This window comes from Chromohalobacter sp. HP20-39, assembly GCF_033052815.1.
In the GTDB taxonomy this organism is placed as follows: Bacteria; Pseudomonadota; Gammaproteobacteria; order Pseudomonadales; family Halomonadaceae; genus Chromohalobacter.
In genome coordinates this window covers 64,773-88,236 of the sequence record NZ_JAWHTP010000002.1, presented here as the reverse complement: position 1 = coordinate 88,236, position 23,464 = coordinate 64,773, and the positions used below count along the sequence as shown (strand labels likewise).

Here is a 23,464-nt window from a genome sequence, read left to right as displayed (position 1 = left end):
GCCCAGGCTTGAGAAGACGCGTCGAGTTTGTGAACGGCGTTTTTAAACGCATTCTAGAACCTTAGTTGCCCCAGACCGTGATGGCAAGGCCGGGGAGGCGTTTAAAGCGATTGCCCGCCGGTGAGTTCGATGCGTTCGCCGTTGAGCCAGCCGAAATCGTTCGACAGAAGGCTCGCGACCGCAGCGCCGATATCATCCGGCTTGGCGGTGCGCCCTAGTGGCGTGATTGCGCGGAAGTGGGCGTTGAGCGCTGGGTCGTCGCGGACCGCGCCGCCGGCGAAGTCGGTTTCCACGGCGCCGGGGGCGATGGCGTTGACCGTGATCCGGCGCTCGCCGAGTTCCTTGGCCATGTAGCGTGTGGTTACCTCCAGCGCGCTCTTCATCGCCGAGTAGGCGCAGTGATTGTCCAGCACGAAGCGCGTGGCGGCGGTGGAGACGTTCAGGATGCGTCCGCCCCGGGCGATCATCGGCAGCAGGGCTTGGCTGAGCAGGAATGGGCCCTTGAAGTGGGTGCGGTAGAGGGCGTCGAGATCGTCTTCGGTGGTCTCTTCGTAGGACGCGAGAATGCCCTCGCCCGCGTTGTGGACCACGGCATCCAGCTCCGTGCGGCCGAAGGCGTTTTCCAACGTGTCCGCGACGTTGTCCTTGAATTCGGCGAAGGCGGCGCTATCGCCGATGTCGAGCTTGAGCATCGCCGCCGTGCCGCCGGCGGCCTCGATTTCGCGGGCGACCGCCAGTGCTTCGTCGCGATGGTGACGGTAGGTACCGATGACGCCGACGCCGGCGGCTGCGAGGTGCAGCGCCATGCTGCGGCCGAGGCCTCGGCCTGCGCCGGTGATGAGGGCAATGCTGGAGGACATGGAGTGGCTCCCGAATCGGAAAGTGAGCGGCGTGGGGCCGCTGTCAGTGAGCACTGACTGGGGGCGGGATCCCAGGTTTCAAGCGTGCGTGTCATGCGTCGAAAACGCCCGCACCGAGAGGCGCAGGCGTGAAGGGAGGTAATGCTTGCGGCGTATGGGAGAGACGTCAGCCGCGTGGTGTGACGTCGTTGTAGGGGCTCGGTGGTTGCTGGCCCTGGAGGGCGGCGATGACATTGTCGACGGCGCGCTGGGCCATGGCCTCGCGCGTCTCATGCGTCGCCGAGCCGATATGCGGCAGGGTCACGACGTTGTCCATCCGCGTGAGTGGTGAATCGCCGGGCAGCGGTTCCTGAGCGAAGACATCCAGCCCCGCGGCGAGGATTTCGCCGTTGGAAAGTGCCTCGATCAGCGCTTGTTCGTCGACTACCTTGCCGCGCGCGATATTGATCAGAATCGCCGAGGACTTCATGCGCTTGAGCACATCGGCGTCGATCAAGCCGGTGGTCTCGGCGGTCAGCGGCACGTTGACGCAGACGAAGTCGGCCTGTTCGAGCAAGGCGTCGAATTCGCAGTGCGTCGCGCCTAGCTCTTCTTCCAGTGCTGGCTTGGGTGAGGCATGGGTGTAGAGCACTTGCATGCCGAAGCCCAGCGCACCGCGCCGTGCGATGGCCTGGCCGATACGCCCGAAGCCGACCATGCCCAGCGTCTTGCCGTGGACATCGGTGCCGAAGTGAGGCTCGCCGATACTGCTCGTCCATTGCCCTTGCTTGACCATGTTGGCCAGTTCCACTGCGCGGCGGGCGCTGGCCATGATCAGCAAGAAGCCGGTATCCGCAGTGGTCTCGGTGAGCACATCCGGGGTGTGGCAGAGCAGGATGTTGCGCTGGGTCAGCTCGTCCACGGGGTAGTTGTCGACCCCCACCGAGATGCTCGAGATGGTCTCTAGATGAGGTGCATCGTCGAGCAGCTCGGAGGTGATCGGCAGGCTGGCGCCCAGCAGGGCGTGCGCTTCGCTCAGTGCTTCACGAAACGCAGGGTCGTCGGCGCTTTCCAGGTGGTCGAAATAATCGACGTGGAAGTGTGTGCGCAATTGGCCGAGATGATGCGGCTTGAGTCGCCCGAAGGCGAGGATGCGCTTGGTCATGCAGGACTCCTGATCGTGAAATACGGCATGGTGGCGTGTCGTCACGCCAATGGGTGTGCAGCTTCCAGGTCGCGCAGCCGGGCCCGGTGCGGCAGGCCTTCCATGTCGCCGACGACCTGAACCTGTTCGGCGCCGATGAGATTGCCGCGATGCGCGGCCTGGCGTGGCGAGCACCCGTCGAGCAGGGCGCTGATCACGCCCACCGCGAAGCCGTCACCAGCGCCTACGGTATCGACGACGTGGGCCGCCACCACGCCCTCCACCATGCCAGCATCGTCCGCCGTGCGCACGTAGCTGCCTTCCGGGCCGAGCTTGATGATGACTCCGCTGGCGCCTTGATCGAGATAATAACCGGCGATGTCGTGCGCGTTGTCGAGGCCGGTCAGTCGCTGGCCCTCGGCCAGGCCCGGCAGCACCCAGTCGGCATGTGCGGCCAGTGCGTTGAGGGTCTCGCGCATTTCGGTTTCGCTGCTCCACAGCGAGGGCCGCAGGTTGGGATCGAAGCTGATCGTGAGGCCGGCCTCGCGAGCGCGTTCCAGCATGTGGAAGGCGAGCTCGCGCGTGCTTGACGAAAGCGCCGGAGGCAAGCCGGTGGCGTGCAGGTGACGCACACCCTGGAAGTCGAGGTCGCCGACGTCGGTCACGCCCAGGTGGCTGGCGGCACTGCCGCGCCGGTAATAGGCCACCTTGGGATCCTCGCCGTGTTCGGCGCGTTCCTTGAAGACCAGGCCGGTGGGATGCTCGGCATCGGTACTCAGGTAGCGGCAGTCGAGACCTTCGCCTTCGAGCGTGCGACGGATGAAGGTGCCAAAACCATCGTCACCGACGCGGCTGATCCAGGCGACGTGAAAGGCCAGACGCGCCAGGCCGATGGCGACATTGGTATCGGCGCCGGCAATGCGCCGCTGGAAGCGCTCGACCTCGGCCAGGTCGCCGGGGGTTTCGGCGATGAACAGCGTCATCGCTTCACCGAAGGTCAGGATATCCGGTGTAGTGGAATCGATCATGACAAGATCCTGAAAGAAGCTGCAAAAGCGGTTGCCGAAGGCACGGCATCGCGACGGGGCGAGCGGTCATCGATGGGAAAGCCCATCATAGAAACACCGGGACATCACGACAATCGAACATACCTAGACTTTGGTCGAGGATAAGGGACGAGGGAGGGGCTAAAGGAGGGCTAGATGAGGGGGGGCGCGGGGCGATTTGCCCCGCGCATGAGCGTTTATTGCGTTTGCTGGGTGTACTTTTCGACGAGCTGGCTGGCCAAGCCTGGCCTGAAGTTTTCTTGAAGATTGAAGCGAGGTGAGAGCGTTAGTTGACCTGACTGGCAATCTGTTGCGCTTTCTCGCGAAGTAGTGGCAAGAAACGTTCGGTCAGCATCGTCATATCGATGCGCGCTGCGTTGGTGCTCACGTTGATGGCACCGAGCAGCTTGCCGTGGGCGTCGAAGGCGGGCACGGCAAGCGAGCGCAGGCCGGAGTCGAGCTCTTGGTCGACGATACAATAACCTTGCTCGCGGACCTGATGCAGGCAGTCGCGGAGCTCGTCCTTGTCGGTGATGGTGCGTTCTGTGTGTTGCGTCAGAGTGACTGTTGCAAGCAGTGCATCGAGTTTGTCGTCAGGCAGTCGCGCGAGCAGCACACGTCCCATCGAGGTCGCGACCGCCGGCAGGCGGGTACCGATCGCCAGCGTGATCGCCATCAGCCGGTGAGTTGCTGCCGAACGGCACACGTAGGTGACTTCGTCGCCGTCGAGTACGCCCAGCGATGATGACTCACCGGTTTGGTGCGTGATGTCTTCAAGGTGCTGCTGGATCACCGTGCGGTAATTATTGGCGGAGAGAAACGCATAGCCAAGCTGCAGCGTTTTGGGTGAAAGCTCGAAATAACGCTCCTGCTTACGCACGTATCCCAAGGCATGCAAGGTCAACAGGAAACGCCTGGCCTTGGCTCGGTTCATGTGGGTTTTCGTGGCGACCTCGCTGAGTGTCATGCGAGGCTTGGCCTGATCGAATGCCATGATGACTTCTAGGCCGCTTGCCAGTGCGGTAACGAAATCGCGATCGTCTGGTTTAAGAGGTTCATCGTTGGTCTGTGTAATCATCGATTGTGCGCCGTCGTGTTCTGATCATTTGCATTGTGTTGCTCGGTCATCTGGCTGACTTTAGCATAGTGTTCGAATTGCGAACATATGTTCGCTAATACGCTAGTGGTGGAAGGCTACAAGGGAGAAATCCATTGTACGAGCAACTTTTACGCCACCCTTTCACGAGTTCCACTGGCCGTGAACAGTGCCGGGCTCAGGACCTGGTCGCGGCGATGCGCGTGTCTTGATGTACCTGCTGACTCACGGCATGTCGCAACCATTTCATGATCCGTTGCGTGGAGGATTCTTTGATATTCTGGAGGCCCCGAACATCTATTAGCAGATCTCTCGGGCTCGCACCTGCTACCAGCATAGCCTAGTCAACCAATACCTAATCTTGTACTTCCCGGAGATGGAACGCTACCTGAACAACTCTCGAGCTGCCTGGTTCTGCCACTTCCTACGGATCTTCCCGACTCTCGCCAGCATCAGGGCATGGCACCGTGAGGCTTTTGTCGAGGCCGCTTGGGAGTACGTCGGCCGCAAGGTCGCCAGCAGCAGTACTTGGAAGGCCTCTATGAAAAGGTCTAGTCCAGCATGGCTTCCCGCTGCACCGGACTCGCCTGTCGACGCCGGAGATTGCCACCTTTCAGCTGCAGTTGAGGTGCTATCTCGCGCTGACCGAGCAACGCCAGACCCTGGCAGCGACACACCTAAAGATATGTGAACTTCATCCGGTTACAGGCGCTGCCTGGCGTGGGGGCTATCGTCGCCTTGATGATCCTGCGGTGGGAGGGGGGCTACGACGCTGTGCGCCTCATCACCAGTACTTGAAGTTTTGCGGTTACAACCTGTCGGCTTCGCCGAGTGGCAATACTTGCAGTCGTTACCGGTTGGGGTAAAGGGAGTAATGCGCGGCTGCGTTATGCCTATTGGCTGGTGGCCACGGTCGCCATTCGAAAGCGCGAATTGGAGGTTCGGTCGACAGCCGCGGATAGATATGCTTTGACCTACTTGGTATGGACCTCGTAGATGCCCATATGCAGGTAGCCGTAAATGATGGTTTGTGCGGCTTCTCATTGAGCTGATGAGGTGGCTGGCTGAGTATAATTAGACAATAGTCTAAATCAGAAGAAAAAAGTAATGATTCAAGTTTTTTCATTTCAACGACTTACGTTGTTCGTACGTAATGCGTACATAAAGCCGCTTGACGAACAAAGGTTGCTATTCCAATCTCACTTCGTTCCCTGGATACCTAAAAACAAGCAGGAAGCATAGCTATAAGCTCATTCTTATCTCAAGAAGGTGGTTATGAAGAATAGTATAAGCATAAGCTCAAAAAATGGGCCGATGAGGTCAATAGCAAATTTGTTTACTCGCATCTCGGAGAGATACTTGCCAGATGCGTTTGTGTTCCTGTTTTTCCTAACTCTCGTTGTGGTCGGGTTAGGTATATATTGGGAGCCAAACAATAGTGCTCGTGCAGTAATTGATTACTGGAACGCTGGCTTTTTTAGTATAATGGAGTTTACTTATCAAATCATCCTGGTTATGGTGACTGGGTTTAGTTTGGCGCATACACCTTTTGTTAAGAAAGCTATAACCTCATTCACCAGAATTCCTAAAACTGAGGCTCAGGTAATCGTTACTACTACCTTGGTTGCAATGTTGGGAAGTTGGATATCTTGGGGGTTTGGCTTAGTCGTTGGTGGGATTGTCGCGCGCGAGATGGGTATCGCTCACCGTGGGAAAGTCCACTATCCACTTATTGTGGCGGCTGCCTATGCAGGGTTTATTGTCTGGCACGCAGGATATGGTGGGTCCATACCGACAGTGATCGCTAGTCCAGATCATTTCTTGGTTTCAGAGATCGGCGTTATTCCAGTTACAGAAACAATCTTTTCACCTTTTAACTTGGTCTTGCTTTTTGCAATAGTTATTGTTGTCCCCTTTTCATTAGTATTGATGCGGCCAAAGCCTGAAGAAGAAAGGGTTAACTTGCCAGAATCGGAAGCTTCCGATGATGACGATGTCCGCGAAGCACCTACAAAAAAACAGGACATGACCCCAGCGGAAAAGCTAGAGAAAAGTCGCTATATTCCGCTGATACTTGGCATTATAGCCATGGTATCCCTAATAAGTTACTTCGTAGCAGGCGGGACTGTTAATATAAATTCAGTCATTATGAGCTTCTTTGCTCTTGGGCTTCTGCTCGCTCCCAGTATCAGGGCATATATCCATTACTGTATTAAAGGGTCCGCTGCATCAAGTGGTATTATCATCCAGTTTCCGTTTTATGCCGCTATGATGGGGGTTATCGCTAACACAGGTATGGCTGCAGACTTAGGTAGCTCGCTAGTCTCTATAGCGACCGAAGAGACCCTGCCATTTTTATCATTCATTAGCGCTGGGATTATTAATTTCTTTATACCCGCTGGCGGTGGGCAATGGGTTATGCAAGGACCGATAGTAGTCGAAGCAGCACAACAGCTTAACGCGGACATTCCTCGTGTCGCGATGGCCGTAGCTTGGGGAGATGCTTGGACAAATATGGTTCAGCCCTTCTGGGCTCTGCCTCTGTTGGCTATTGCTGGACTAAATATAAGGTCAATTATGGGGTATACCGCTTTAGTGCTTATCGTTAGTGGCGTGGTTATTAGCCTGGGTATGCTTGTTCTATAATTCTATGTAGAAAATTTTAAATTATTAGACCCTTATGGCTTCTGTATATCATGAAAAATTTAATGAATGGAGTTGTAATGTCAATGGAGTCAAATATGAAAAAATCTATCTCAGCTCTCCTTGGAGAGGGTGGCCGCCCTGCAGGTAGCCAGCGTGAAATTAAAATTATAGATACGACGTTGCGAGATGCCCACCAGAGTCTCTGGGCAACTAGAATGCGCACACGCCATATCACACCGGTTGCTGGCGTTTTCAATGAGGTGGGCTTTCAGAACGTTGATCTGGTTGCACCAATCCAGTTTGATGTCGCGGTCAGGTACCTCAAAGAAGATCCGTGGGAGCGCGTTAGGCTGACCCATGAAAAGGCGCCTGACACTAAATTCCGGGCACTGATTAGGTCAAAGAATATTGCTGCCTTTGATTTTCTAGCCGATGACGTTATAGAGAAATGGGTAGAGCGGCTCTATGCTAATGGCTTCCGTGTGATTGGTGCGTTTGATGGGCTGAATGATGTCAACAACATTGCAGCGGGCCTAAGAAAGGCCAAGTCCTTGGGCGCAGAAACATTTGGTGCACTGTCTTACTGCGAAAGCCCGGTACATACCGATGAGCTTTACGTTCAGACAGCAAAAGAGATTATTGAGAAGGCCGACGTTGATACCATCATGCTCAAAGATGCAGGTGGCCTTTTAACGCCGGAGCGGGTGCAAACACTGATTCCTGCAATTAAATCTGTTATTGGTGATCGTCCTCTCGAGCTGCATAGTCACTGTCTTACAGCACTGGCTCCTCTCGTTTATCTTGAGGCAGCAGAACTTGGCTGCGACATGCTTCATACTTCGATTGCTCCTTTGGCAAACGGTGCTGGGCAGCCTGCAACACAAAGCATCGTACGTAATCTGCGAGAGCTCGGATATAAAGTTAATGTGGATGACGAAAAAATTGCTCAGATTAGCGAGCATTTTTCCGAAATAGCGAAAAGAGAGGGAAAACCTTTTGGCAAGCCTCTTGAGTACGACGCACTTCATTATAAACACCAGTTGCCGGGTGGGATGCTATCAAACTTCCAGGAACAGCTAGCTACTGCTGGCCTAGAAGATAGATTTGATGAGCTGCTAGAAGAAATAGCACGTGTCCGCGCTGAGCTTGCATGGCCGATCATGATCACTCCCTTCGCTCAGTTTGTCGGGACACAGGCGGTAATGAACGTTATTACAGGTGAGCGTTATAGCAACGTTCCTAATGAAATTAAAAAGTATGTCCTAGGTTACTATGGTCGACTTCTCGGGCCAGTGGACCCAGACGTTTATGATCGCATCATTGCCAACGGCTCTTCTGATATTGCAATGGAGCGTCAACCTATCGAACCCATGCTGCCGGATCTGAAGCGTCGTTATCCTGAAGCTACTGAAGATGAGTTGCTGCTAAGAGCTATGTTTGCAGGCAATCAGGTTGATGACATGAAAGAAGCGATTAAAAACGGCACAAATGATGAAGTAGTGCCAAGCTCGATGCTGGGCCTTGTTAAAGACCTTGCTGCCAAGAGAAAGACCGGTAGGGTTTATATTAAGAATGGCGACTTAGAAATTAACCTGTCACGTGGAGAGTGATTATCATGAGCACTAAGAACGTTAGCATCGATGAAATAAAAGAGCTTGTGGAATGGCTGAACGTAAGCCAAGACATTCAAGAGTTTTCTCTAAAATACGGCGATCTAGAAGTAGCTCTGTCACGCAATGCAGATAGCGGCTCGGCTATGGCCCAGCCGTCGCCTGCCGCTACACCGCAGCCGCAAGCTACCCCGGCCCCTGCGCCTAGCGCACCAAAAGATAGTGCCCCTGCTGCTGAAACTCCAGTAGCTGAAACGCCTGCTACGATAGAAGCTGGCGAGGGCGAAGTGCTGATTAAGGCTCCCATGGTAGGTACATTTTATTCTTCTCCAAAGCCTGGCGCTCCCGCGTTTGTGGAAGAAGGCCAAGCTGTGGAGCCAGAGAGTGTCCTTTGCATCATTGAAGTTATGAAATTGATGAGCAATATCGAAGCTAAGGTGAAAGGCACTGTTAAAAAAATATATGTGGATGACCAGCAGCCGGTCGAATATGGTCAGCCTCTTATGCTAATTAAGAAAGCATAGCTTCTACCGTTTATGGTTAACAAGGAGTAGATTGTATGCTTAATGATATTAAAAGTGTGCTAATCGCAAATCGAGGCGAGATTGCCTTGCGTGTTGTGCGTGCATGCCAAGAGTTGGGAATAAAAAGTGTTGTTGCATACTCTGAAGCTGACGCTAACTCTCTTCCTGTGAAATTAGCCGATGCTTCGGTATGTGTTGGCCCAGCGCCTTCTAACCGCAGCTACCAAAATCAAGAAGCGCTAGTAAGTGCTGCGTTATCTTTCGGGGTTGATGCAGTGCATCCCGGATATGGATTCCTTTCGGAAAATCCTAGCTTTGCACAAAAGTGTGAGGAGGAAGGGATCAATTTTATTGGGCCATCTTCCGAGATAATCAGGAAAATGGGGGATAAGATTGAAGCCCGAAAAGTAGCAATAGAAGCTAACGTACCGACAATACCTGGTTCAGATGGGACAGTGGAGGAAGAAGAACTTGCACGACAGATCGCTCAAGATATTGGGTTCCCACTTCTGATCAAGGCCTCCGCTGGCGGAGGCGGACGTGGCATGCGCGTTGTCCCGAACGCTGAGGCGCTGAACGGGGCGGTAAGCGAGGTAATGTCTGAGGCAGAAGTTGCCTTTGGAGATCCTTCGGTTTATATCGAAAAATACCTAACTGACATCCGCCATATTGAAGTACAGGTACTATCCGATGGTGAAGCGACTGTGCATCTTGGCGAACGTGACTGCACAGCACAGCGCCGCAATCAAAAGTTGGTCGAAGAGGCCCCTTCCCCTGAGTTAAGTGAGGCGGCGCGTAAAGAGATATGCGAGTCAGCCATTAGGCTATGTAAAGCCGTTGGTTACCGGAGTGCGGGTACAGTTGAGTATGTGTATGATAATATTGAGAAAAATTTCTATTTCATTGAGATGAATACCCGTGTTCAGGTTGAGCACCCCGTTTCAGAAATGATTACAGGTATCGATATAATAAAAGAGCAGATCCGTATTGCAGACGGACAAGAAATCTCTCTTAGCCAAAGCGATATCGAAATTAATGGTCATGCCATTGAGTGTCGCTTGAATGCCGAAGATCCTGATATCGGTTTTATCCCATGCCCTGGAAAAATAACTTCTTATCGTCCAGCAGGTGGCTTTGGCGTGCGTATGGATAGCCACTTAGAAACAGGGTATACCATTCCGCCTTTTTACGATTCTATGATTGGTAAAATAATCTGCTGGGGAAGAGATCGTGAAGAAGCAATAGACCGTATGCTGCGAGCTTTAAAAGAAACAGAAGTTGGTGGTGTAAAAACTACTGCAGGTTTTCAGCATGAATTGATTGGCAGTCTGGCTTTTCGGTCTGGCGAATTTAATACTCAATTTGTTGCTGATTTTTTATCGAAAAGATAGAGTGACCAGGGTGGAAAGTTATTTAGATGAAAGTGGTTGCCTTAAGGCCGCCTCGGGGTGTTAGGGGTGGCTATTTTATAAGGCAGAGTTTTGAAGTCTTTTACCTGATGGTAAGGTAGGTCTGTTTATATATTAATTTTAATGTTACTAATGCAGCGGCGCTTTGTAATGCCTGTTATAATTTTTAATGTGTGAGGTTTAAATATGGCTGAATTTCTTAGCCTCCATGACGCCGTGGCGCGCTATGTCGAAGATGGCGCCACCGTGGCCCTGGAAGGCTTCACTCACCTGATTCCCTCTGCTGCCGGGCACGAGATCATTCGCCAGGGTAAGCGTGACCTGACGCTGATTCGCATGACGCCGGATTTGGTCTACGACCAATTGATCGGTGCCGGGTGCGCCACGAAGTTGATCTTCTCTTGGGGCGGAAATCCCGGCGTGGGGTCGCTGCATCGCTTGCGCGATGCGGTGGAGAAAAGCTGGCCGCACAAGGTGGAGATCTTCGAGCATAGTCACGCGGCCATGGCGTGCGCGTTCGAGGCCGGCGGGGCGGGGCTGCCGCTGGCGGTGTTGCGCGGTTATGTGGGTAGCGAGCTGCCCAGCGTCAATGACCAGATCAAGTTCATCGAGTGTCCGTTCACCGGGGAACGCCTCGTGGCGGTGCCATCGATCCGCCCCGATGTCAGCGTGGTGCATGCGCAGAAGGCGGATCGCAAGGGCAACGTGCTGGTGGAAGGCATCATCGGGGTACAGAAGGAAGCGATTCTCGCCGCGGGCAAGAGCATCGTCACCGTCGAGGAAGTGGTCGACGACCTTGAAGCCGGCCCCAACGCCTGCGTGATTCCGGGATGGGCGATCGATGCTATCGCGGTAGCCGAGAAGGGCGCTTATCCCTCCTACGCTCACGGCTACTACCCGCGTGACAACCGCTTCTACAAGGAGTGGGACGCCATCGCTCGCGACCGCGACACCTTCCAGACATGGCTCGATGACAATGTTTACAACGCAGGAGGTCAGGCCCAATGAGTAACGAATACACCTCCTCGGAAATGATGACCGTGACGGCGGCGAAAGCGCTGGAAAACGGCATGACTTGCTTCGTGGGCATTGGCTTGCCCTCCGAGGCCGCTAATCTGGCCCGCCTGACGCACGCACCGGACGTGGTGCTGATCTACGAATCCGGCACCCTGCAGACCAAGCCCGAGGTGTTGCCGTTGTCCATTGGCGACGGCGAGCTGTGCGAGTCGGCGTTGACCACCGTCTCGGTACCGGAAATGTTCCGCTACTGGCTACAGGGCGGCAAGGTCGACGTGGGCTTCCTGGGGACCGCGCAGATCGACCGCTACTGCAATCTCAACACTACGCTGATCGGTGACTATCAATCGCCCAAGATACGTTTGCCGGGCGGCGGCGGGGCACCGGAGATTGCCACCAGCGCCGGCGAAGTCTTCATCACGCTCAAGCATTCCAAACGGACCTTCGTCAACGACGTGGACTTCATCACCACGCTGGGTTTCGGTCGCGACGGCAAGGCGCGCGATGGTGTGCCCAATATCGGCCGTGGGCCGACCAGGGTGATCACCGACCTGTGTGTCATGAAGCCCGATCCCGAAACCAAGGAGTTGGTGGTGGTGTCGCTGCACCCGGGCGTCACGCGTGACGACGTGGTCGAGGCTACCGGCTGGGAGGTTCGCTTCGCCGAGCAGCTCGAGACGACACCGACGCCTGATGCACGCGAGCTGGAAGTGCTGCGGGATCTCAAGGCGCGTACCGAACGTAAACACGCCGGTGAGGCGTGAGGAGAATTCGATGAGCGATGTTTGGCTGTGTCATCCCACGCGTTCCGCCGTGGGGCGCTTCGGCGGCGTGCTGGCGAGTGTCCGTCCCGACGATCTGGCGGCGACGATCTTCCGCGCCGTGCTGGCCCAGGCGCCGGATCTCGATCCGGCGGCCATCGATGAAGTGATCATGGGCTGCGCCAACCAGGCCGGCGAGGACAATCGCAACGTGGCGCGCATGTCGGCGTTGCTGGCCGGGCTGCCTACCAGCGTGCCCGGCACCACGATGAACCGCCTGTGCGGGTCGGGCATGGACGCCGTGGGTACGGCGTTCCGCGCCATCAAGGCGGGCGAGTTCGAGTTGGCCTTGGCGGGCGGTGTGGAATCCATGTCGCGCGCGCCCTTCGTGATGGGCAAGGCCGAGACCGCCTTCTCGCGCGCTCAGGCGATCGAGGACACCACCATCGGTTGGCGCTTCGTCAATCCGCTGATGAAGAACCACTTCGGCGTCGAGTCGATGCCCGAAACCGCCGAGAACGTCGCCGAGCAATTTCATGTTTCTCGCGAGGATCAGGATGCCTTCGCCGTGCGCTCGCAGCAGAAGACCGAGCGCGCCCAGCAGTCAGGGCGTCTGACGCGGGAGATTACGCCGGTCGAGGTGCCGCGTCGCAAGCAGGATCCCCTGATCGTCGATCAGGACGAGCATCCGCGTGCCGGTACCACGCTGGAAAAACTGGCCAAGTTGCCGACTCCGTTTCGCGAGGGCGGCAGTGTTACCGCCGGCAATGCGTCCGGCGTCAACGATGGCGCAGCGGCGATGCTGGTCGCCAGCGATGCCGCCGTCGCGCGTCACGGGCTTACCCCCATGGCGCGCATTCTGGGCATGGCCACCGCCGGCGTGGAGCCACGCATCATGGGCATGGGGCCGGTCCCGGCCACGCGCAAGCTGCTCGAGCGCCTGGGTATCGGCATCGACGAGGTCGACATCATCGAGCTCAACGAAGCCTTCGCCGCCCAAGGGCTGGCGTGCCTGCGCGAGCTGGGCGTCGCCGACGACGACCCGCGCGTCAATCCTAACGGAGGGGCGATTGCGCTCGGCCATCCGCTGGGCATGTCCGGTGCGCGCTTGCTGCTGACGGCAGCGTATGAATTGCACGCGCAGAACAAGCGCTACGCCCTGTGCACCATGTGTGTCGGTGTGGGTCAGGGTGTGGCCACTTTGATCGAACGCGTTTGAGGAGAACGGCATGGCTTTCTTGACGGTAGCGGAACGCACGATCGCCTATCGTGATAGCGGCGAAAACGCGCTGCCAGCGGTGCTGTTGGCACATCCGCTGGGTATGAGTCAGGACGTCTGGGAAGGCGTGGTCGCAGCCCTGCGCGGACGCTTTCGCTGCGTGACCTGGGATCTTCCCGGTCATGGCGCGAGCACCGGCCTGACAACAGCGGTAACGCCGGAACATCTGGCTGATGACGCCTTGGCCCTGGCCGATGCCTTGGGACTTGCGCGCTTCCACTTCGTGGGTACGTCGGTCGGTGGCGTGGTCGGCCAGCAGTTGCTGGTCCAGTGCCCCGAGCGGCTTACTGATGTCGTGTTGACCAATACCGGTGCAGTCATCGGCACGCCTGACAACTGGCACACGCGGGCGTCGCGAGTGCGCCAGGAAGGCCTGGCCGCCATGGCCGACGAGATCGTGCCGCGCTGGTTTTCCGAGGCGTTCGTGCAGCGTGACACGGCTGTCTACACGGGCTGGAAAGTTCAGCTCACGCGCATTGATGACGAAAGTTACGCACGGCTCTGCGAAATGCTGGCCGCGACCGATTTTACCGGCCGGTTGCGTGATGTCAGCGGACCTGTACGTCTTCTCGGGGGGCGTGAGGATCTGTCCACCCCGCCCGATACCTTGAAGACGCTGGCCTCGCAGTTCGGCGATGCGCGTCTCGAAGTACTCGAGGACATCGCCCACGTACCCAGTGTGGAAGTGCCCGAGGCGATCGCCAAGCGCCTGCGCGCTTGGTTGGGCGATGAACACGTCGCTCAGGAACGTTGACCAAGCGCGTACATCAAAGAAAGTCAGCCAACTCGTCGCGCCCCAGATTGGCGCCGGTGACGATGACCACGATATCGCCTTGCGGCGGCAGCGTGGCGGCGTCTTCCAGCAGGGCGGCCACGCCCACGGCGGCGCCGGGCTCCGCGACCAGCTTGGTCTGGTAGAGCAGATGGCGCATGGCGCGGTGAATGGCCTCTTCGTCCACGGCGAGGAGCTTGGCGACGTATCGGCGACTCAGCAGATAGGTGTGTTCGCCGACGATGGCGGCGGCGAGACTCTTGGCGCAGCTTTCGACCCTGTCGAGCTTCGCCGGGCCGTCTTGGGCCCAGGCATGCGCCATGCTGGCCGCCCCGCTGGGTTCCACGCCGATTAGCGAGAGCGAGGGGCGCAGTGCCGAGGCAGCTACACCAATTCCCCCGATTAACCCGCCCCCACCGACGGGGCACAGGATTGCCTGCGCGTCGGGTGCCTGCTCGAGCACCTCGAGCCCCAGCGTGCCTTGCCCGGCGATGATGCGTTCGTCGTCATAGGGATGCACTAGCGTCAGGCCGCGTTTTTCGACCAGTTCATGCATCAACGTCCAGGCTGCGTTGATGTCGCCATGCAGGATGACCTCCGCTCCCAGCGCGCGGCTGCCTTCTACCTTGAAAGGGCTGGCATTCTCGGGCATCACGATGGTCACGGGCACGTTCCGCTGGCGTGCCGCCCAAGCCAGCCCCAGGGCGTGGTTGCCGGCGGATACGGCGCCCAGCCCACCGCTGAGCTCCTCGTCACGGGCCGTGCCCAGCCAGTTCAGCGAGCCGCGCGCCTTGAAGGAACCGGTGTGCTGTAGTGACTCGACCTTGAGCCATACGCGCCGTCCCAGGCGCTCGGAAAGCACGTGATCAAGCACCAGCGGTGTTGGTGCGAGCGCCTTGGCGATACGGCGCCGCGCGCGCTGAACATCGCTCACTTCCATTTGATGTTGCAGCCCATGGAGGGGATTTGCTGGGCCGACGGTGCGCGGTCCGCGAGCACGGCATCGGCGGCGGCGCGTAGATCTTCTCCGGTGACCGGCGTCTCTTTGCTGGGGCGGCTGGCGTCGAACTGGCCACGATAAGCCAGGCGATGCTCATGATCGAAGAGGAAGAAGTCAGGCGTACAGGCCGCGTCGAAAGCGCGCGCCACGTCCTGGCTCTCGTCCACCAGGTAATGAAAGGTGTAGCCGCGTGTGTCGATTTCCTCGCGCATGCGCTCGGGGCTGTCATCCGGGTGGGCGTGAAAGTCGTTGCTGTTGATGGCGACCACTGACAGGCCCTTGGCCTGGTACTCGCGGGAGAAGTCGGAGAAGGCATCCGCGATATGCTTGACGAACGGGCAGTGGTTGCAGATGAATGCTACCAGCACCGGCCGCCCGACGAAGTCCGCGCTGTCGACCTCCTTGCCCTCGGCATCGGGAAGCCGAAATGCCGGCAGTGGCGAGCCCAGCTCGATCATGGTGGAAGGCGTCAATGACATGGGGACCTCCTATGCGCGATGAATAACAACCACGCCTGGCAACAGGCGCGATGCATGCATTCATTCTAGGCGTGGTTGGCCCCCGAGAGGCAAATATGCCTGAGGGTATCTCCGCCTAGGTATGTCGGGCGGGCGTCAGATTGTGCCGGGCGAGTAGGGCGATGAGCAGCAGCAGTAGGGCGGCGATGCTGAACAATAGCGTGAGATCGCCGAGGCTGAAGAGTAGAGCGCCGAGAAACGGCCCGCTGGCCATGCCCATGAAGCGAAAGAAATTGTAGAGCCCCACGGCGGTGGCGCGGTGGGTGACGAAGACGCGCGTCAGCAGCGCGGTCTGCGCGGGTAGCGAGAGGCCCAGCAGCAGGCCGAAAATAAAGGTGGTGGTGATGAGCATCGCCAGCGAGTGCATCGTTGTGACGAGAAAAACCACGACATCGATGGCCCCCAGTAGTGTGGTGGCTACCAATAGGCTTTCCGTCGACAGACGTTTCTGCACACGGCTGCTCAGGAAACTGCCCAGCACCAGGGCCACAGAAAGCGGCAAGAACATCAGCCCTTTCTGGGCCACGGTGAGCGTATAGCCCCGGTCGAGAATCACCGGCAAATAGACCAGGAAATTGTAGTAAATGTAGAACTGCACAAAGCCCAGAATGCCAAGGGTCAGCCCCTGTCGGTCGCGTGCGATGCGGGCATATTCGGCGAGGTCTATTTTGCGGGCAGGGCCGGCGGGCTTGGTCTCTCGGAGCAATATCCAGTTGATGATGCCGATCAGCGCTCCGGCGATGGCCAGTGCCAGAAAAACGAAGTGATAGTCGAGCCGGCCGGCGATGAAGCCGCCTGCCACTGGTCCGATGACGGGGCCGAGCGCGACCATCATCTGGAAGGTGCCCATTGCCTTGAGACGCTCCTCGCCTTGGAAAAGGTCGCCTATAACGGTGACGGCGACCACCGACCCCGTCGCGATTCCAACCGCTTGAAATACGCGGAAGAAGAGCAGCGAGGTGATGTGATCGGCATAGAAACAACCGATCGACGCCGCGACGTAAAGCGCGATCCCGGGGAGCAAGACTTTCTTGCGTCCCAGGCTGTCGGTCAGCGGACCGTAGAGGATCTGCATGAAGGCGATGATGAAGGTAAATACCGAGATACTGGCGTTGATGAGCAGTTGGCTGGTGGCCAGTGTGTCTTGCAGCTCGGGGAGGATGGGAACGTAGACGGTTTGAGTAAAAGGGCCCAGAAAAGCGGCGAATGACACTGAATACGCAATTGCCTTTTTATGAACCATCGAACGTTCCCGGGGTGGTGAAATAAAACGTTAGCTTAGCAAGTATCTGGCGACGGAGTCTCGTCGGTATCCCGGCGGCGAGCCACGGAGTAGGTGACTTGCTGATTGCGGGTTATTGAGCGGAAGTCTAGGAATTGCGTATCCCATCGCCGAAAACTACGTGGGCTTGCCCTACGAGCCGCTGGAGGACTAGTCGGATTTGGCGGTGCGATCACCACGTATCGAGACCATTGGGCATTACTATTAGTCTGCGTCTTAAGTGCCCGGCTAGTCTCGCATGACAGCGACGCGACCAGACAGCGCCGCGTCTTCGTACGTCGATTGAGGTGAGAGACATGACACAAGCACCGTTGTTTGCCGGCCAGGATACCCAGCCGATCGCGGGAGAGTGGCGACAAGGCCGCGCCGAACGCCGTCTGCGCGTGACCAATCCGTATACCGGGGAGGCCTTGCTCGAGTTGGCCATGGCCGATCGTCAGGACCTTGACGATGCTTATCGCCAAGCACAAGTGGCCCAGGCCGAATGGGCGGCGATGGGGCCCAACGCCCGCGGTGATGTCATGCGCCGGGCGGTGGCGATTTTCGATGAGCGCCGTGACGAGATCATCGACTGGATCATTCGAGAATCCGGCAGTACCCGCATCAAGGCGCAGATTGAATGGAGCGCGGCGCGGGCGATCACTCAGGAAGCGGCCAGCATGCCGACGCGGGCACACGGACGTATTCTGCCCTCGGACATTCCCGGCAAGGAAAGTCGTGTCTATCGGGCGCCGTTGGGCGTGGTGGGCGTCATCAGCCCCTGGAACTTTCCGCTCAACCTGAGTGCTCGCTCGGTCTCGCCGGCGTTGGCGTTAGGTAACGCGGTGGTCATCAAGCCGGCGAGCGACACGCCCATTACCGGGGGACTGCTATTGGCGCGCATCTTTGAAGAAGCCGGGCTGCCGGCAGGGGTGTTGAGCGTCCTTGTCGGCGCCGGTTCCGAGATCGGCGACGCCTTCGTCGAGCATCCCGTGCCGTCGTTGATCACCTTCACCGGGTCGACGCCGGTGGGCCTCAACATCGGACGCCTGGCCAGCGGCGGCAAGCATCTCAAGCATGTCGCGCTGGAGCTGGGCGGTAACAGCCCCTTCGTGGTGCTGGCGGATGCCGATGTCGAGCAGGCGGTCGATGCAGCGGTGATGGGCAAGTTCCTGCACCAGGGCCAGATTTGCATGGCGATCAACCGCATCATCGTCGAAGCACCGCTGCTGGAGGCGTTCACGGCGCGCTTCGTCGAACGCGTCAAGGCGCTGCGCTGCGGCGATCCCGCCGATGCCGAGACGGCTGTGGGACCGATCATCAATGCCAAGCAGCTCGACGGGCTCCAGACCAAGATCGCCAAGGCGCAGGCCGAAGGGGCCAAGCTGCTGACCGGCGGCGAGGCACAAGGCAACGTGCTTCCCCCGCATGTGTTCGGTGATGTCACGGCGGAAATGGAAATCGCCGAGGAGGAAATCTTCGGACCGCTGGTGGGTATTCAGTCAGCGCGCGATGAAGCGCATGCGCTGGAACTGGCCAATCGCACCGAGTTTGGTCTCTCCAGTGCGGTCTTTACCCAGAACTTGGAACGCGGCGTACGCTTTGCGCAGAACATCAAGGCGGGCATGACCCATGTCAACGATATTCCCGTGAATGACGAACCGCATGCGCCGTTCGGCGGTGAAAAGAACTCCGGCCTGGGCCGCTTCAACGGTGACTGGGCGATCGATGAATTCACCACCGAACACTGGATCACGCTACAGCACGCGCCGCGCCAGTATCCGTTCTAGTTTGAAATATGGTAATGGTGGCGTATTGAGGGTAGAGCGTGAAAACAAGCGGCCCGCTTCGTTACAACGAGGCGGGCCGCCTGCAAAATGCCTACGGTGCGTAAATATCGCGTTAGCCGAATAACCCTTTCAGCGTGTGCGGCTGGCTACGCAGACACTGCTTCGGGGCGTGCACGCTGGCGCCCAGTTTGGCGGCGGCGTGCCACGGCCAGCGCGGATCAAAAAGCATGCCGCGCGCCAGTGCGACAGCGTCCGCCTCACCGCTGAACACGATGCCTTCGGCTTGTTCCGGCTCGGTGATCAGTCCCACCGCGATCACCGGCATGGCGACTTCCTGTTTCATGCGGCGAGCGAACGGCACCTGATAGTTGGGGCCGACCTCGAGCGTCTGGCGCGGATCGAGACCGCCGCCGGAGCAGTCGATGAAGTTGCAGCCACGGGCGTCGAGGGCCTTGGCCAATTCGACGCTCTGTTCGAGATCCCAGCCGCCTTCGACCCAGTCGCTGCCGGAGATGCGAATGCCGACTGGCTTGTCGCTCGGGAACACCTCACGCACGGCGTCGAAGACCTCCAGCACGATCCGCATGCGATTTTCCAGATTGCCGCCGTAGGCGTCGTCGCGCTGATTCGAAAGCGGCGACAGGAACTCGTGCAATAGATAGCCATGCGCCGCGTGCAATTCGATCAGCTCGAAGCCGAGACGCTCGGCGCGCTGGGCCGAGGCGACGAAGTTCGCCTTGAGCTGCTCGATATCCTCGAGGCTCATCGCCTGTGGCGGACGTTGCCCGTCCTGATACGCGATGGCGGAAGGCGCCACGGTCTGCCAGCCGCCCTCGTCGAGGCCAAGCTGAGCGCCGCCGTCCCAGGGTGCCTGGCAGGAAGCCTTGCGTCCGGCGTGGCCGAGCTGGATGCCGACCGGCATCGGCGAATGGGCGCGAATCGACTCGAGTACCCGCGCCATTGCTTGCTCGTTATCGTCCGAATAGAGACCTACGTCACCGGAGGTGATGCGTCCTTCCGCCGCGACGGCGGAGGCCTCGACGATCAGCAGGCCAGCGCCGGAGAGCGAGAGATTCCCCAGATGAATCTTGTGCCAATCGGTCATGCTGCCGCTATCATCGGCGGAGTATTGGCACATCGGTGAAATGACGATGCGATTGGCCAATTCGAGCTCGCCGAGCGTGAGCGGCGTGAACAGCTTAGGGGATGCCATGAAAACGTTCCTGAAGCGAATGATGGCAAGAATGTAGTTTGCTAACTATTATTTGGCAATGGCTATCTACGCCGTTTGGGTGAGAGCATTCGCACGCGGGCTTTAGGGCGTGACTTCTTTTCTACCTCTTTCGACGCCGGTGTTGCGTTGTGCATAGTGCTTTGAGATGAGGCTTCGGCTGGCGAAGTGATCCAGGCGAATACCGGTAAGGAGAGACGCCAGTAGATGGCACTCAGGCGTAGCGCCAAGATCACCAGAATAGGCAGAGCGATAATGGCGTAGGGATGGATGGGTTGGCTGTAGAGGATGACGTAGGTCCAGGCGCCTGCAATAGAGGCGGTCGCATAAATTTCCTGGCGTAGCACCATGGGGACTCGTCTTGCGAGCACATCACGTAGCATTCCGCCTGCGACACCGGTTAAGAGCCCCATCAAGACAGCGACGGTACCTCCATGGCCTAGCGCCAATGCCTTGTGAGCGCCGATGATGGTGAAGATGGCGAGGCCAAAGGCGTCGAGTACGGGCAAAACGATGCGCGATAACCGATGAATGTAATGAAAGCCGATGATCGAGATCACGACGGTGATGATGATCACCCAGAGATAGGTAGGGTCGGTGACCCAGAACACCGGACGAACGCCGAGTAACAGATCGCGCAGGGTGCCGCCGCCAATGCCGGTCATCGCGGCCAGTACCAGCATGCCGAAGGGATCCATTCGCGAGCGGCAGGCAAGGATGATCCCTGAGAGTGCGAAGACGATCACACCGGCTAAATCCAGCCAATAAACCCACCCTGTCACTCCGACGCTCCTTGGCTATTTTGCCAGCTACCGCGTAAGCAGAAATACAAAACGAACGTCATTGTAGGCTCAAGTACCCAGATACGTCAGCGCTCTCTGGTCCGCCTCCCACTGCCGAAGATCGGCTGGCGCGCCAGAAATACCTACGATATCGTATGTAAAAGACCGGGTACGTATGCCTGCAACGTGGCGGGCGGCCAGCCGGTGGTCATGCAACCCATTCAGGGAGTCGGAACTATGCAGGCAAGATATCGATACGCGACGCTGGCCGTTGGACTACCGCTGCTGGCGGCGGCAACGCCTAGCCAGGCACAGGAAAGCGGCTGGCAGGGGAGCTTGGGCGCAGGGGCGATTTACTCCCCCGACTACCTGGGGAGCGACGATTACGAAACCTCCGTGTGGCCGTCGGTCGACCTGACCTATGGCGATAGCGTGTATATCAACGCACGCGATGGGGTGGGATGGAACGTCATCAACCAGGATGGCTGGAAGGTGTCGCCGTTTCTCGGTTATACCCTCGGGCGCGACGACGAGGACGATCTGCACCGCCTGGACAAGGTCGATGGCGGTGTCACGGCCGGGCTGCGGGCCGAGTATACCGAGGGCAATTGGCTATACAGTGCGGCGGTGGAAACGCCGGTGACCGGGGATGTGGACGGCTATCACGCCAGCGCCAAGGCGCATTGGCGCTCGCGTCTGACCCAGCGGCTGTCCGTCTCGCTGGGACCGAGCATCGCCTATGGGAGCGAGTCCTGGGCCGAGGATATGTTCGGCATCTCCGCGCGGGAAAGCCAGCGTTCGGGACTGGATGTCTACACGCCGAGCGAGGGTTACTTCAAGGTCGGCGCCGATGCCAGTCTGAGCTATCACTTCACGCAAGCGTGGTCCGTCACGGGGATGGTCGGTGTGTCACGCCTGACCGGCGACGCCAAGGATAGCCCTATCGTCGACGATATCGGTGATGCGACCCAGGCTTATGCAGGCGGCTTCATCAATTACAACTTCTAGCACCGAGCGCGGCCGAAATTAGACCAAAGTATAAAGACTAAGGTATAATGCCTGTGTATCCACTGACACAGGCACGTTATCCATGACGATTTCGACTGCGCGACCGACTCTGCTCAAGCGTTTTGGCAAGCATGCAGGCCGTGTGCTGGGAATGATGACCGAAAGCGCCTATCGCGGTTTTCAAGAACAGACATCCAATCCCTATATCTAAGGGAGTCGATCCAAGAGATCCATAGCCGTGACAAGGCCGGCTTGGACCTTTGACGGAACATCACGGATGCCGAACGACGAAGCGCCCCCGCCCAATGATTGGGCGGGGGCGCTTGCGTTGGGGCGTTTACGGTTTGCTTACTCGGCGATATAGACCGTGCGCACGTTGAGGAAGGCGCCAAAGCCGTATTCGCTTTGCTCGCGACCGTAGCCGCTTTCCTTGACGCCACCGAAGGGAAGCTCGGCAAAGGGCGTGGTGGGTCGATTGACGAAGCTCATGCCGACTTCGAGCCGACGTGCGACCTGTTCGGCGCGCTTCACGTCCTGACCGACCACGGTGCCGCCCAGCCCATAGCGGCAATTGTTGGCCAGCTCGATGGCGTGTTCGGCATCGTCGGCGACGATGACCGAGGCCACCGGGCCGAACAGTTCCTCGTCGAAGGCCGGGTTGCCGGGCGCCACGTTGGTCAGCACGGTTGGGGCGTACCAGGCACCGGGACGGTCGAGGATCTCACCGCCGGTTTCGAGCTGCGCGCCGTGCTTGATAGCGCGCTGTACCTGATCGTGTATATCGTCACGCAGGTCCTTGCGCGACATGGGGCCGATCTCGGTGTCGCCGTCCATGGGGTCGCCGATGTTCATCTGCTGAACACGGTCGATGAGCCGCTCGGTAAAGCGTTCCAGCATTGGACGTTCGACAATCAGGCGCTTTGAGGCCGCGCAGCTTTGCCCGGTATTGTCGAAGCGGCCGTTCACGGCCAGTTCTACCGCCTTGTCGACATCGGCATCGTCGAGCACGATCAGCGGGTCGATGCCACCGAGTTCGAGCACGCTGGGCTTGATGGCGTCGCCGGCGATCTTGGCCACGGCGCGGCCGGCTTCCTCGCTGCCGGTCAGCGTGACGCCGCAGACGAGCGGATCGTGCACGATGCCCTCGACCTTGTCGGAGCCGATCGGCAGCCAAGTGAAAGTGCCTTCCTTGAAGCCGGCGTCATGAAACAGCTTGGTGATGTATTTGGCACAGCCCGGCACGTTGGAGGCATGCTTGAGCAGGCAAACGTTGCCACCCGCCAGGTTGGGCGCGGCGAAACGCACTACCTGATAAAGCGGATAGTTCCACGGCATCACGCCGAGTACGGCGCCCATCGGATCGTGAACGATTTCCGCCTTCTGTGCGCCTTCTACCTGGCGCGGTTGAGGCTTGAGCAGGGAGTCCAGGTTGTCGGCGTAGAAGCGCACGATGGCCGAGGAAATCTGCGTCTCGGCAATTCCTTGGTGGAATGGCTTGCCCATTTCATGGGCGATGATCTCAGCCATTTCGCGCTGATGTTCATCGATCAAGTCGGCCAGTGCGGTGAGCCGATGTTTGCGGTCGGCCACCGGCAGGTGACGGAATTCGGCATAGCCCTCGCGGGCTTGGTTGAGCTTTTCGGCCAACTGGGCATCGTCGAGCATCTCGTGCTCGCCGAGCACCTGATCGTTGGCGGGATTGACGGCGGTGAGGGTCTTGCGGCTCATGTC

General features: G+C 58.3%; 21 protein-coding genes. 11 read left to right on the top strand and 10 right to left on the bottom strand.

The features are described 5' to 3' along the window. Positions 1 to 101: 101 nt before the first annotated feature. From RVY79_RS03980 to RVY79_RS03965, 4 genes are all read right to left on the bottom strand, one after another. On the bottom strand, positions 102 to 860 hold the full coding sequence (locus RVY79_RS03980) for an SDR family NAD(P)-dependent oxidoreductase (RefSeq protein ID WP_317462735.1): 759 nt from the start codon (positions 858 to 860) through the stop codon (positions 102 to 104). A gap of 166 nt (positions 861 to 1,026) precedes the next feature. Beyond that, complete coding sequence (locus tag RVY79_RS03975) at positions 1,027 to 2,004, bottom strand: D-glycerate dehydrogenase (protein WP_317462734.1); 978 nt, start codon at positions 2,002 to 2,004, stop codon at positions 1,027 to 1,029. Between the two features lie 41 nt (positions 2,005 to 2,045). Beyond that, complete coding sequence (locus RVY79_RS03970; RefSeq protein WP_317462733.1) at positions 2,046 to 3,011, bottom strand: sugar kinase; 966 nt, start codon at positions 3,009 to 3,011, stop codon at positions 2,046 to 2,048. 304 nt (positions 3,012 to 3,315) lie between these two features. Then, a complete protein-coding gene (locus RVY79_RS03965; RefSeq protein WP_317462732.1) occupies positions 3,316 to 4,107 on the bottom strand; it encodes an IclR family transcriptional regulator C-terminal domain-containing protein in 792 nt (263 codons plus the stop codon). Between the two features lie 1,293 nt (positions 4,108 to 5,400). Here RVY79_RS03965 and RVY79_RS03960 point away from each other — a divergent pair. The 8 genes from RVY79_RS03960 (at position 5,401) to RVY79_RS03925 (ending at position 14,125) form a co-directional block, all read left to right on the top strand. Beyond that, complete coding sequence (locus RVY79_RS03960) at positions 5,401 to 6,771, top strand: short-chain fatty acid transporter (protein ID WP_317462731.1); 1,371 nt, start codon at positions 5,401 to 5,403, stop codon at positions 6,769 to 6,771. Positions 6,772 to 6,866: 95 nt separating this feature from the next. Further along, on the top strand, positions 6,867 to 8,381 hold the full coding sequence (locus RVY79_RS03955; RefSeq protein WP_317462730.1) for a pyruvate carboxylase subunit B: 1,515 nt from the start codon (positions 6,867 to 6,869) through the stop codon (positions 8,379 to 8,381). Positions 8,382 to 8,386: 5 nt separating this feature from the next. Then, positions 8,387 to 8,905: an acetyl-CoA carboxylase biotin carboxyl carrier protein gene (gene accB, locus RVY79_RS03950; RefSeq protein WP_317462729.1), complete on the top strand. Its 519-nt coding sequence runs from the start codon at positions 8,387 to 8,389 to the stop codon at positions 8,903 to 8,905. Positions 8,906 to 8,940: 35 nt separating this feature from the next. Then, a complete protein-coding gene (gene accC / locus RVY79_RS03945) occupies positions 8,941 to 10,296 on the top strand; it encodes an acetyl-CoA carboxylase biotin carboxylase subunit (protein ID WP_317462728.1) in 1,356 nt (451 codons plus the stop codon). A 204-nt stretch (positions 10,297 to 10,500) separates the two neighbouring features. Beyond that, positions 10,501 to 11,322 (top strand): CoA transferase subunit A, encoded by an 822-nt coding sequence (locus RVY79_RS03940; protein WP_317462727.1) that lies wholly within the window; start codon positions 10,501 to 10,503, stop codon positions 11,320 to 11,322. Then, the gene (locus RVY79_RS03935; protein WP_317462726.1) at positions 11,319 to 12,095 is read left to right on the top strand and encodes a CoA-transferase subunit beta; all 777 of its coding nucleotides are present in this window, start codon (positions 11,319 to 11,321) and stop codon (positions 12,093 to 12,095) included. The genes RVY79_RS03940 and RVY79_RS03935 overlap by 4 nt, the downstream gene beginning before the upstream one ends. Positions 12,096 to 12,105: 10 nt before the next feature. Further along, entirely contained in the window at positions 12,106 to 13,311 is a 1,206-nt protein-coding gene (gene pcaF, locus RVY79_RS03930; RefSeq protein WP_317462725.1) for a 3-oxoadipyl-CoA thiolase, read from the top strand. Between the two features lie 10 nt (positions 13,312 to 13,321). Beyond that, positions 13,322 to 14,125: an alpha/beta fold hydrolase gene (locus RVY79_RS03925; RefSeq protein ID WP_317462724.1), complete on the top strand. Its 804-nt coding sequence runs from the start codon at positions 13,322 to 13,324 to the stop codon at positions 14,123 to 14,125. Between the two features lie 13 nt (positions 14,126 to 14,138). Here the strand turns inward: RVY79_RS03925 and RVY79_RS03920 are convergent, their stop codons facing one another. From RVY79_RS03920 to RVY79_RS03910, 3 genes are all read right to left on the bottom strand, one after another. Next, positions 14,139 to 15,083 carry a threonine/serine dehydratase gene (locus RVY79_RS03920; protein WP_317462723.1) on the bottom strand — a complete coding sequence of 315 codons (945 nt, stop codon included), beginning with the start codon at positions 15,081 to 15,083 and terminating at the stop codon, positions 14,139 to 14,141. Continuing rightward, positions 15,074 to 15,622, bottom strand: coding sequence for a thioredoxin family protein (locus RVY79_RS03915; protein ID WP_317462722.1), 549 nt, complete (start codon positions 15,620 to 15,622; stop codon positions 15,074 to 15,076). Before RVY79_RS03915 ends, RVY79_RS03920 begins: the two co-directional genes overlap by 10 nt. A 115-nt stretch (positions 15,623 to 15,737) precedes the next feature. After that, the gene (locus RVY79_RS03910) at positions 15,738 to 16,904 is read right to left on the bottom strand and encodes an MFS transporter (RefSeq protein ID WP_317462721.1); all 1,167 of its coding nucleotides are present in this window, start codon (positions 16,902 to 16,904) and stop codon (positions 15,738 to 15,740) included. A gap of 335 nt (positions 16,905 to 17,239) precedes the next feature. On the opposite strand from RVY79_RS03910, the gene RVY79_RS03905 reads away from it, so the two are divergent. Continuing rightward, positions 17,240 to 18,712, top strand: coding sequence for an aldehyde dehydrogenase family protein (locus RVY79_RS03905; protein WP_317462720.1), 1,473 nt, complete (start codon positions 17,240 to 17,242; stop codon positions 18,710 to 18,712). 112 nt (positions 18,713 to 18,824) lie between these two features. On the opposite strand, the gene RVY79_RS03900 is transcribed toward RVY79_RS03905, so the two are convergent. Beyond that, positions 18,825 to 19,925 (bottom strand): NADH:flavin oxidoreductase/NADH oxidase, encoded by a 1,101-nt coding sequence (locus RVY79_RS03900; RefSeq protein ID WP_317462719.1) that lies wholly within the window; start codon positions 19,923 to 19,925, stop codon positions 18,825 to 18,827. 62 nt (positions 19,926 to 19,987) lie between these two features. Then, a complete protein-coding gene (locus tag RVY79_RS03895) occupies positions 19,988 to 20,725 on the bottom strand; it encodes a trimeric intracellular cation channel family protein (protein ID WP_317462718.1) in 738 nt (245 codons plus the stop codon). Between the two features lie 237 nt (positions 20,726 to 20,962). On the opposite strand from RVY79_RS03895, the gene RVY79_RS03890 reads away from it, so the two are divergent. Next, positions 20,963 to 21,733, top strand: a complete 771-nt coding sequence (locus tag RVY79_RS03890; protein WP_317462717.1) for a MipA/OmpV family protein — start codon at positions 20,963 to 20,965, stop codon at positions 21,731 to 21,733. An 82-nt stretch (positions 21,734 to 21,815) separates the two neighbouring features. Continuing rightward, entirely contained in the window at positions 21,816 to 21,944 is a 129-nt protein-coding gene (locus RVY79_RS03885) for a hypothetical protein (RefSeq protein WP_317462716.1), read from the top strand. A gap of 137 nt (positions 21,945 to 22,081) precedes the next feature. On the opposite strand, the gene RVY79_RS03880 is transcribed toward RVY79_RS03885, so the two are convergent. Beyond that, complete coding sequence (locus RVY79_RS03880; RefSeq protein WP_317462715.1) at positions 22,082 to 23,461, bottom strand: NAD-dependent succinate-semialdehyde dehydrogenase; 1,380 nt, start codon at positions 23,459 to 23,461, stop codon at positions 22,082 to 22,084. Positions 23,462 to 23,464: the final 3 nt, after the last annotated feature.